This window comes from Nonomuraea purpurea (assembly GCF_042650645.1).
Lineage (GTDB): Bacteria > Actinomycetota > Actinomycetes > Streptosporangiales > Streptosporangiaceae > Nonomuraea > Nonomuraea purpurea.
The window spans coordinates 144,632-155,175 of record NZ_JBHSBI010000029.1 but is presented as its reverse complement, the minus strand read 5'-3'; the positions used below and the strand labels follow the sequence as shown (position 1 = coordinate 155,175).

The window sequence follows — 10,544 nt, the reverse complement described above, 5'->3', positions numbered from 1 at the left end:
GCGACTCCGGAGGATCAGAACCCCTCCATCTACTCGTACAGCCCCGCAATCAGCCGGTCATTCTCAACCCACCTCTCGCGTTCATGTTCACAACCGATAATTACATCCACCCAGCTCATGGCCATGTGGGGGCCTCGTGTGGCAGCGCGAGCTCCAGCCACCAGGAAGGCGATCGCGTGCGGCATGATGATCGGCCGTGCTCCTTCGCCTGGCCTACCTCACCGTCACGAACACGTTCGCCGCACTGCGGCTGCTGCCCATGCGCGATCGAGACAAGGACATTGAGATCCTCGCCCTACGCCACCAGATCACCGTCCTCGAACGCCAACTCGGCGCCGACACCAAAGTCAGATTCGCTCCCGAAGACCGAACCTTTCTCGCCGCCCTCCTGACCTCGCTGCCCCGCGAGGTCCTATGCCGACTACGGCTCCTGGTCCGACCGGACACAGGGATGGGAAGTTCCCTGCGCTCATGGATGAGGTCCTCGCCGAGGCCGGCATCAAGACGGTGCTCACCGGTGTTCGGATGCCGCGCATGAACTCGATGATGGAGCGGTGGGTGCAGTCATGCCGTCACGAGCTTCTCGACCGCTGCCTCGTATGGAACGAACGCCATCTTCGGCACGCCCTGCGCGAGTACGAACGCTTCTACAACCAGCACCGAGCCCATCAGGCCCTGAACCAAGCAGCTCCGCTGCGTACCGCCCCGGAGCCGATCACCGATCCGAAGCGAATAGACGACCTGAACATACGCCGGTGAGATCGGCTCGACGGGATTCTCCACGAGTACTCATATGCCGCTTGACCTGCGTGGACGGAGTTTTCGGCAGGCGCACGCGCGTTGACGCTGCCCGTCCTGGTCCTGGTCGCGGGTGTCAGGTGGGCTGCGGAGGAGGATTTCCAGCAATCGAAGGGGCAGGTCGGACTCGATCACACCCAGGTCCGCCGCTATCGGTCCTGGCGGCGGCACGTCATCTTGGCGATGGCCGCACTCGCGGTCCTGGCCGTGGTCGCCGCCATGGAACGCCGCCACCACCCGGCCCCCGTCGTGCCACGCACCGGCCAGGACGCCCCACCCGACGATTACGGGCTGATCGCGCTGACCGTCCCCGAGATCCGCCGCCTGCTCGCCGTGTTCAACCAGGTCAGCGCCGTGGTAACCCCCCGCATGGCCGCCCTGCGACGCAACTTCGAGCTGCGCTGGAGTACTGGCGACGCCCCCACCAGGCCCGCGCCCGCCGGCACCACTACCGCAAACGCCTCGCCCTCACACAACCCCACTTCACAGCATCATGCCTTGCTCGCAGAGCCGGAGGGCAAGATCACGAAGTACTGCTGTCGTACTAGTGAAAGCTTTAGTCAGAACGCCGGCCTTGTGGCTAAAGGGTTTCCAGGACCTCGCGGAGCGCGCCGATCACCTTGTCCTGACGGTCCCGCGGCATCGACGGGTACATGGGCAGGGAGAAGATCTCCCCGGCCAGTCGTTCGGTGACCGGGAGCGAGCCGTCGGCGTAGCGAAGCCGCCTGAACCCGGTCATCGTGTGCACCGGCCAGGGGTAGCTGATGGTCAGGGTGATGTCGTAGGCCCTGAGCCGTTCGATGATGGTGTCGCGCTGCGGGTGGCGCACGACGTAGAGATAGTAGACGTGCTCGTTCCCGGCGGTCACCGACGGCAGGGTCAGGCCGGTGGCGTCGAGGATGTCGCCGAGCCCTTCGGCGTAGCGGCGGGCCACCGCGCGCCTGGCCTCGATGTAGGCGTCCAGCCGGGTGAGCTTGCGCCGCAGGATCTCCGCCTGTACCGCGTCCAGGCGGCAGTTGTGGCCGGGCGTCTCGACGACGTAGTAGACCTTCTCCATGCCGTAGTAGCGCAGCCGGCGAAGGCTGCCGTCGATGGCCTCGTCGGCGGTGACCACCGCACCGCCGTCGCCGTAGGCGCCCAGCACCTTGGTGGGATAGAAGGAGAACGCGGCGGCGTCGCCCATGGTGCCCGCCAGCCGTCCGTGCTGCCGGGCACCGTGCGCCTGGGCGCAGTCCTCAAGTATGAGCAGGCCGTGGTCGGCGGCGAGCCGCCCCAACGCCGTCATGTCCACGCACTGGCCGTAGAGGTGTACGGGCAACACCGCCTTGGTCCGCGGAGTGATCACCTCGGCCACCCGGTCCACGTGCATGAGGCAGTCCTGCTCATGCACGTCGACGAAGACGGCCCTGGCGCCGACGGCGTCGATGGCCAGCACCGTCGGCGCCGCCGTGTTGGACACGGTGATCACCTCGTCGCCCGGTCCGACGCCCATCGCCTGCAGGGCCAGCTTGATCGCGTTGGTGCCGTTGTCCACCCCGATGCAGTGGGACATGCCGTGGTAGGCGGCGAACTCGTCCTCGAACCCGTCGACGCTCTCGCCGAGTATGAGGTTGCCTGACCGGAAGACCTTCTCGATCGCGTCGAGCAGGTCAGCCCGCTCCTGGTGATACTCCGCCAGGTAGTCCCACACCCGAATTGCCATGTTCGCCTCTCCTAGGACTGGGTCTGGGAGCGGACCGCCCGGACACTCATGTAGTCGTTGTCTCGATCGAGGCGCAATGCCTGGCCGCTGAGATAGTCGACGCCGTCGGCGTAGCTGTAGGGCTGCATGAACCCGCCTGCCCGGACATCGCGGTAGAGGCGTGCCAGCGGGTGACCGGCCGAGTACGCCTGACCGCCGACCATCGACATGCTGTCGGTGACGACGCGCAGGGCCAGGTCGTTGACGGTCATCTTCGCCCATTGGAACGGCGTCATCATCCGTCGTCCCCGCTCGTCGAGGTCCATCGTGTACTTGTCATTGAGCTGGTCGGCGTTGAGCAGCGCGGCGGCGGTCGCCGTGCGCAGCGCGTACAGCCGGGCATCGGACTCGGCGATGGTGGAACGCACGCCCGCGGGGACGTCCGGACCACGCTTGGCGCAGTGCTCGACCGCGATGTCCCTGGCCGCCTGGGCGATTCCCGCGTAGATGCCCAGCATGGTGATCGAACTGATGGTTTGTCCGGCCAGCACCGCGTCCCGGCGTGATCCCACCGGACCTCGGTCGAGGACGTCGCTCTCCGGCACCGGGCAGTTGTCGAAATCGACTTCCAAGGTGCCGGAGGCCCTCATGCCGAGACCGTCCCAGTCCGGCAGTACGGTCAGCCCGCGGACGTCGCGGCTCAAGAGAGGGACGGCGAGTCTCGGCGCATCGTCACCGCCTTCGCGCCGCAGCGCGTGCACGAAGAAGTGCGTGCCGATCGGTGCCATGCTGACCAGTGTCTTGCGGCCGGACAGCCGCCAGCCGCCCGAGTCGTCCCTGGTGAGCGTGGTCACCACACCAGGGGAATCCTTCAGCCCGGTGCAGACGGCCGCCTCGCCGGTGGCCATCGCCCGCAGCAACCGCTCGGCCAGCGCGGAAGCGTCCGGGGTTCCGTGGCGCCACTCGTAGGTCAGGGTCAGCGCCCGACTCAGTTGGACGTGCAGGGCCAGCGCCGTCGAGGCGTCGGCCTCGGCCAGGACGCGCAGCCCCACCGCCAAGTCGTACAGCTGGTTGACGCCTAGACCACCCAGTTCGGCGGGCACACTCGCGCCCATCAGGCCGACCTTGGCGAACCCGTGAAACGTGTCCACCGGGAAAGCAGCATTCTGGTCGTTCACGCGAGCCTCTGCCCGGATTTTGCTGGTGAAACCGGTCAGCAGGTCCACCATCATCTCGCCCTCAGGCGAGATCGGTGTCCGAAGATCTGACGCGCCCAAATGCACAGTATTGCTTGATATCGCCTGTTTCATTTTCGGCTCCCGACGGCCGGCGCAAGTGCGTGGCCACATCCCCGCTCTTTCGATATACAGAGCCAAGATATATGAGCAAGAGTTATCGGTAAGGTGTCGAACGAGAGACGGCGACGAAGTCTAGTCAAATCACTCGATGTCGCCTGACTTCAGTCGACGGGTATGGTGCGCACGCCGTCGGCGCCGCTACATTCGTCGCCCGCGGAGCCCGAGAGCCTGGTGCGGGATCCACAACGCTCCGCGCGGTGCGACGATTATCTCTGGGGTTTTCCCGGACTTTTTCGCCGTACAGTCGATTGAGCCCGGTCCATGCTGGCGAAAGGGGAGTTCATTTGACGACCGCGCCGGATCGATCTTGTGACCTCTACCGACAGATGCGCCTGATCCGGGAGGCGGCCAGATGGAAGGCGCGCCGCCTCGCCGTACCGGACCACCATCTGACCGACGCCATCCGCGCGGTGCAGAAGTAGAGAGGCGGGCAGATGGCATCGGGACGCCGGCGTGTGGCGACGATCACGGTGGGCACCAACGAGATCAAGTGGCTGCGGCGCTGCTTCGCATCGCTCGTCGACAACGACACCGAAGGCTTCGACCTGGACGTCCACTTCGTCGACAACGCCTCCGCCGACGGCAGCGTCGACATGGTCGCGCGGGAGTTCCCGCAGGTGAAGATCACCCGTAATCCCGCCAACCTGGGGTTCACCGGGGCCAACAACGTGGGCATCCGCACCGCGCTCGCCGACGGCGCCGACTACATCTTCCTGGTCAACCCGGACACCTGGACCCCGCCGCGGTTGATTCGTGCGATGGTCGAGTTCGCCGAGCGATGGCCGGAGTACGGGATCATCGGGCCGCTGCAGTACTGCTACGACGCCGAGTCGGCCGAACTGGCCGCGTTCAACCCCTGGACGAACATCGCGCTGTGGCTGGGTGAGCAGCACGCCTTCGCGGGCGACCGGCTGGATCACCCGTCCCCGGCGAGCAGCTTCGAGGGGCGCGCGCCGCGGACCCTTGAGCACGCCTATGTCCAGGGGTCGGCGCTGTTCGCGCGGGCGGCGATGTTACGTGAGATCGGCATACTCGACGAGGTCTTTCACACGTACTACGAGGAAGTGGACCTCTGCCGGCGTGCCAGGTGGGCGGGCTGGCGGGTGGCTCTGCTGCTCGACGAGGGCATACAGCACTACGGTGGCGGCGGTGCCACCACCCGTAGCGCCTACACCCGGGTGCACATGCGACGCAACCGCTACTATTACCTGCTCACCGACGTCGACTGGAGTCCGGTCAAGGCGGCCCGGCTGGCCACCCGTTGGCTCGTGGCGGACCTGCTCGGCAAGAGTGTGGTCGGCAGGATCGACCCGGCGACCGGCGCGCGGGAGACCGCGGCGGCGCTCATGTGGCTGGCGGGCCACGCACCGACGATCGTGGAGCGCCGGCGCAGCCACCGGGTGCTGCGCACGGGGCGCGGGGCGGCCTGATGACTCAGGCCCGCCTCCTCATCGCCGGCGACTTCCATCGGCGCGCCGGGTTCAGCCGGACCGTGCCGCCGCGGGGATACGGCCGAGCGTGCGGCGCACGTCCAGGACGGGCGTGACCGGCACGCTGGTCACGCCCATGTCATCCAGGGTCGAGCTTCTGGGTCGGTGACCTCGACCGGAGCGCTCATGAACACCAGTACGTACGCGCGCCGTGGCTGGCCGGTCTGGTTCGGCCCGGCGTAGTGCGGAGTCCGGAAGTCATGCACCACCGCGCCCCCGGGCGCCAGCGGGCACGCGACCCCGGCCGCCGGGTCCACCTCGTCGGTCATCAGGCCGCGGATACGGTCGTCGTTGTCGATGTGGTGGTGGGGCAGCACGGGCCCGAGGTGGCCGCCGGGCAGGTAGTGCAGGCAGCCGCTCTCGACCGTGGCGTCGTCCAACGTCGTCCAGATGCTCAACCCACGACGGCTCCACCGCGGGTCCATGTACGCCTCGTCCTGGTGCCAGGGGGTCGGGGCGCCGTACCGGGGCGGTTTCAAAATGGAGTGTCCGTAGAACTCCAACTCGTTCTCGGGTATGGCCAGAAAGGCCGACGCGATCGCCCGGCACCGGGCGAAGTGCGCGCTTTCCAGTAATTCTGGCGCGTATTTCTCTGGCCGGACGATCTGCGGCAACAACGGCGACTCTTCGCGGTCGGCCTGGCCGGCGATGTCGTAGAAGTTCTCCGAGCCCGGAGTCGCGCGCTGGACGAACAACCGATCGTAGACTTCCCGCAGCCACGCCACTTCGGACTCGTCCGCGACCTTGGGCAAGATCACGAAGCCATTACGGCGGAACTCTTCCCGATTGTGGTGGTCAATGGTGCTCACCACGCTCATCTCGCTCAAATCCTCTCCCTTCCTAAGAATAGCTCCCGATTGCCAGGGTACGCTTTCCAGCTCACATCCGGCATCAGGCCGGGATATAGATTAGGGAATTGCCTATAATGTCCCGACCAACCGCGTGAGCATAAGGTGACGGACACAGCCGAGCGGTCAGGACCAGGTACGGCCCGCGAGCACCTCGTGGTAGATCGTCTCGAACTGCTTGGCCACGACGACGTGATCCCACTGCTGCAGTGCTGCGCCCCGGACAGAGCTGGGGTCGGGCAGATCGGCCAACGCGGCACGAGCCTGATCGGGCGCGAACGGCGAGCCTTCGGGGACGACGACCCCGACCGACGGCACGATCTCGGCCAGGCAGCCGTTGGAAGTGCCGACGACCGGGGTGCCACATGCGGCGGCCTCGGACACGACAGTCGATCCGGGCTCGCACCACACCACACCCCAGGGGCCCATCGTGCTCTGGGACAGCACCGTGATCGCACTCGCGCGGGAAAGCAGGTCGAGCCGCCGGTCGCCCCCCACCTCGCCGACGAGATCGACGGTGTCCCCGAAGTCGCGCTCGATCCGCCGGAGGTACTCCTCCTCCCAGGACGGTCCGGCCATGACCAGACGGCGCCCGGCGGCGGATGCGAATGCGGCGGCCTCGTAAGCGCCTTTCCACTCCGAGATGCGCCCCAGGTAGAGGAGGTAGTCGTCCTTGTCGGCCCGGAACCGGTAGCGCGCCTGGTTGACCGAGATGCGTACCACCGGCGCGCTGTCGTCTCCGGCTTGGGCGCGCTGGGCGTACGAGGCATATACGCAGTTGCGGGGGTACGTCGGCCGCCCGGTCAGGTGATGGGTGGACAGGTACGCCATCCCCGCAGGGAGCCGGTCGGGGTCGATCTGCCCGCAGGAGAAGTCGTGCACGACGTCCACGGTCGACGCCTCCGGGCCGTTCAGCCAGGCGTGCATGTCCTCGATATCGCCGGCGTCCACCACGGTGACCGCCGGCGAGGCAGGCGTGGTGCCCGGCGCGCCGAGCAGGAACACCTCATGGCCGAGCTCCAGCAGGCCGTCCATCTGGTTGGCCACGATCCAGTGGATTCCCGCGTAACCCTGCGGCGGAACGGTGATCCACTGGCTTGGATCGGTCGGCAGCCGCAGCGCCATGGTCACCAGTACGACGCGCATCAGTCCCTCACTTCCCCATACTCCCGGTGCGGTGCGGGCAGATCGCGCATCGGGTCATGCCGCGGTCGCCACGCGGCATTCGCCTGTTCGGCGTTGCGGCCCTTCTCGATGAACGCGAGATTGTGGTAAAGGTGGATTCCGGTCACGCTTCGGTCCGTGTACGACGGCTCATAGGGGCCGTCATGAAGGCGGTCACGATGGTGCAACCCGTCGACAAGCGTCTTCAGGAAACCGACCGACGTGGCGGGGTCGGCCAGGTCGGCGCCATTTCCCCCCCACTCGGGCCAATAAGACGTGTGCAGGTCCTCCACCACATACGTGCCGCCGGGGGACACATGCGGGAAAAGCGCGTTGAACGCGGTGATGACGTGACTGCTGACATGGCTGCCGTCGTCGACCACGATGTCGAACGGGCCGTACCGCGCCGCGAGGTCGGTGAGGAACGCCGGGTCGGCCTGATCCCCGCGAATCGTGGTGAGCCGCGGCTCGTCCAGCAGTGACTTGTCGTACACGTCGAGCCCGTACACCATGCTTCGGTGGAAGTAGTGCTTCCACATGCGCAGGGAGGAGCCGCCCGCGTCCGCTTCGTGGTAGCCGCCGATGCCGATCTCCAGCACGGTCACCGGCTGATCGCGGTACCTGTCCAGATGCCGCTCATAGTGGGGGGTGTACCAGTGCCCGCCCCACTTGTCCGAGCCGAAGCGCAAGGCCAGCGCGGTCAGATCCCCCCGGTACGGCCCGCACGCCTGCAGGACCTGGTACGCCGCTCGGGTCGCCTCGTCACGCTGAACCATCCACGGATCATCGGGTTTGTACTCGGCCGGGCCGGGCTCGTCTTTCATCACCACCTCGTGGCCGGCTCCGGCGCGCGGGTCACTCGGCCCGAACACGTCACGGACCAGCGCCGACAGGTCGTACCTGAGGCACACCCACGGGTCGTCGACCCGGCCGGGGCGCGCCTGCCGGCCGTCGGGACCGACGGTCAGCAGGTACGGGATCTGCCCTGAGCCCGGCACGTCCACTTCGAACTGGACGGTCACCGGCGACCCGGGCCCGGGGTACAGGACCGTGCGGCCGGCCACTTCGGCGATGGTCGCGGCCACGACCGGCTCCGGATTCCCGGCCGCGAGCCGGACACCGGCGTCAGGGGCGTCCGCCAAGGCGAGCACCCGTTGGATGAGCTGGGCCTGCGGTCGGTCGTGGACTGGCATGCGCACCTCCGGGTTGCGATCGACTCATCCTCGATGCGGGCCATGACGATCCTCGCCATGAGCCATCGCAGGCCGGCTCACGCACCGGTCTCTCTCGCCGCCGTGGTGTCCCGCGCATCGACCGCCACGTCCTCGGGTTTTCTGGCGACGAGCAGGATGTCCAGGTAGAAGGCGCTCTCCGGGCCCTCCCGGCGGCCGAGATCTCCGAATGCCCGGTCGAGGTAGGAATCCACCGCCCTGGGCAGGAGACGGTCCACCAGCCGGAGCGTCCGGAGAACCAGTCCGACCGGGCCACCGCCGGGCCAGCCGTGGTCGCGCCCGTACCAGCGGAGCAGGAGCAGCAGCCCACGCGGACCGCAGGTCAACTTCACCGTCCGGTCGACCGCGAACCCCGCCCGCTCGGCCTGCAGGGCCAAGCCGTCAGCCGTCCAGCGCCACAGATCCTGACCGCCGTGTTCCTCCCACACGCCGTGGGTGGACAACACCAGCCGGCCGCCGGGCCGCAGCAGCCGGAACGCCTCGCGCAGGTAGGCGTCCGCATCGGTGACATGCTCGAGAACCTGGGTGGACAGCACACCGTCGAAGGTCCCGTCGGGAACAGGGCAGCTGCCATCGCGGTCGAGCGCGTGGTCGGCGACGTAGGACTCACCGCCGGGGATGTCGGCCGTCTGCAGCTCGGCTGCCGCGAACAACTCACGGTACGGCGACGTGCCCGAGCCGTAGTCGAGCCAGACGCCGGAAGCATCGCGCAGCACCTCGGCGAGCGCGTCGCGCAGGTCGAGAAAGTGGGCGTAGGCCCAGTCTCCACGGCGCGGCCTGGTCCGCTCGCGGAAGCGCTCGGCCATGACCTCGTCGAGCGAGGGCTCCGCCGCGATGGCCGACCGGCCCCCCAAGCGCGACTTGCCTGCTGCGGACCCCCAGCCCGGCAGGCTCACCACCGCCAGCGCTCCTCGTGCGGTATGCGGATATGACACTCCGGGATAACCGTGTTGCCTGGTCGTGCCGCGGCACTCGGCTTCATGTTGTCTGACCTTTCTTTCTGTCGGCGAGCGGGCCACCGCGACGTCAAGGCTCAAGGGAGATCGCTGGATCGGCGAACTCGATGACGATGGTTCGGCGCCACCGATCGCTGGGGTTCGGGCCGGACCCGTGCACGAGCCGGACATCGTGTACCACGACGTCTCCCTCCTCGGAGGGCACCGGCACCCGTGGGCCGGCGTCCCGCACGTCCTCGGCGTTCACGTCGCCGGGCAGCAGGTGGGAGCCGGGCACGCCCTCCAGGCAACCGTTGGCGGGGCCCGCTGCGTCCAGGCAGATGCTTATGTTGCACACAGTGTGCGGAGCGAGGTGGGGACGGTCACGGTGCCACGGCACGCCGACAGCGCGCCGCGGTTCCTTGAGCACAAGGGCGAACGCCGTGGGAACGACCGGCTCTCCGATGAATTCGGCGGCGAGGTGGGCCAGTTCCGGCCGATGGAGCAACTCGGCTTCTGGCCAGTCCTGCTTTTCCAGGTTGTGGATACGATAAAGCACCGGCGGTTCCCCGTCGACGTCGAAATGCCAGTAGTCATCGGAGATATAACCCAGGTCGGTGAAACGTGAGATCAACCTCGCGGCGCCCGCCTTGAGCCGACTGACCACGTCCTCGCCGAGTATTGGTCCGACCCGAACGAAGCCGTCGACACGGAAACGGTTGATTCGTGCGGCGGGATCCCGTACCACCAGAGTCATGGTTACGCTCGTCCTTTCGGCTTGTCCGCCTTGACATTCGTAAATTTCGCTTCTACACGCGCCTTGAGTTCGCAGGAATCGATGGTCTTCACATCCAGAGCCGAAATACGACATCGGACATCCCATTGTCTGCCGGACCCTGACTCAGGGCTCGGCAGACAATCGCATTGCGACCGACCAGACCTGACCTTATCGAGTTGCGCACGATAACTGACTAGTGTTTTCACCACAGGTGGTCGGCGCTAGTACGACAGCAGTAGTTCGAGATCGTTCACAGTGAG

Annotated in this window: 9 protein-coding genes; 2 read left to right on the top strand and 7 right to left on the bottom strand. The window is 67.1% G+C overall.

Features of this window, described 5'->3' with window-relative positions:
- Positions 1 to 471: 471 nt before the first annotated feature.
- Positions 472 to 759 carry an integrase core domain-containing protein gene (locus ACFOY2_RS41445; RefSeq protein ID WP_379533599.1) on the top strand — a complete coding sequence of 96 codons (288 nt, stop codon included), beginning with the start codon at positions 472 to 474 and terminating at the stop codon, positions 757 to 759.
- 619 nt (positions 760 to 1,378) lie between these two features.
- On the opposite strand, the gene ACFOY2_RS41440 is transcribed toward ACFOY2_RS41445, so the two are convergent.
- Together ACFOY2_RS41440 and ACFOY2_RS41435 are read right to left on the bottom strand one after the other, a co-directional pair.
- Positions 1,379 to 2,500 carry a DegT/DnrJ/EryC1/StrS family aminotransferase gene (locus ACFOY2_RS41440; RefSeq protein ID WP_379533598.1) on the bottom strand — a complete coding sequence of 374 codons (1,122 nt, stop codon included), beginning with the start codon at positions 2,498 to 2,500 and terminating at the stop codon, positions 1,379 to 1,381.
- Between the two features lie 11 nt (positions 2,501 to 2,511).
- Positions 2,512 to 3,711 carry an acyl-CoA dehydrogenase family protein gene (locus tag ACFOY2_RS41435; protein WP_379533597.1) on the bottom strand — a complete coding sequence of 400 codons (1,200 nt, stop codon included), beginning with the start codon at positions 3,709 to 3,711 and terminating at the stop codon, positions 2,512 to 2,514.
- Positions 3,712 to 4,271: 560 nt separating this feature from the next.
- On the opposite strand from ACFOY2_RS41435, the gene ACFOY2_RS41430 reads away from it, so the two are divergent.
- Positions 4,272 to 5,267 carry a glycosyltransferase family 2 protein gene (locus ACFOY2_RS41430; RefSeq protein WP_379533596.1) on the top strand — a complete coding sequence of 332 codons (996 nt, stop codon included), beginning with the start codon at positions 4,272 to 4,274 and terminating at the stop codon, positions 5,265 to 5,267.
- A 128-nt stretch (positions 5,268 to 5,395) separates the two neighbouring features.
- Here ACFOY2_RS41430 and ACFOY2_RS41425 read toward each other — a convergent pair whose 3' ends face one another.
- From ACFOY2_RS41425 to ACFOY2_RS41405, 5 genes are all read right to left on the bottom strand, one after another.
- Positions 5,396 to 6,145, bottom strand: a complete 750-nt coding sequence (locus ACFOY2_RS41425) for a phytanoyl-CoA dioxygenase family protein (RefSeq protein WP_379533604.1) — start codon at positions 6,143 to 6,145, stop codon at positions 5,396 to 5,398.
- A 156-nt stretch (positions 6,146 to 6,301) separates the two neighbouring features.
- Positions 6,302 to 7,321 (bottom strand): glycosyltransferase, encoded by a 1,020-nt coding sequence (locus ACFOY2_RS41420; RefSeq protein WP_379533595.1) that lies wholly within the window; start codon positions 7,319 to 7,321, stop codon positions 6,302 to 6,304.
- The gene (locus tag ACFOY2_RS41415) at positions 7,321 to 8,532 is read right to left on the bottom strand and encodes a hypothetical protein (RefSeq protein WP_379533594.1); all 1,212 of its coding nucleotides are present in this window, start codon (positions 8,530 to 8,532) and stop codon (positions 7,321 to 7,323) included. The genes ACFOY2_RS41420 and ACFOY2_RS41415 overlap by 1 nt, the downstream gene beginning before the upstream one ends.
- A 77-nt stretch (positions 8,533 to 8,609) precedes the next feature.
- Complete coding sequence (locus tag ACFOY2_RS41410) at positions 8,610 to 9,470, bottom strand: class I SAM-dependent methyltransferase (RefSeq protein WP_379533593.1); 861 nt, start codon at positions 9,468 to 9,470, stop codon at positions 8,610 to 8,612.
- A 127-nt stretch (positions 9,471 to 9,597) separates the two neighbouring features.
- A complete protein-coding gene (locus ACFOY2_RS41405) occupies positions 9,598 to 10,263 on the bottom strand; it encodes a phytanoyl-CoA dioxygenase family protein (protein ID WP_379533592.1) in 666 nt (221 codons plus the stop codon).
- Positions 10,264 to 10,544 lie beyond the last annotated feature (281 nt).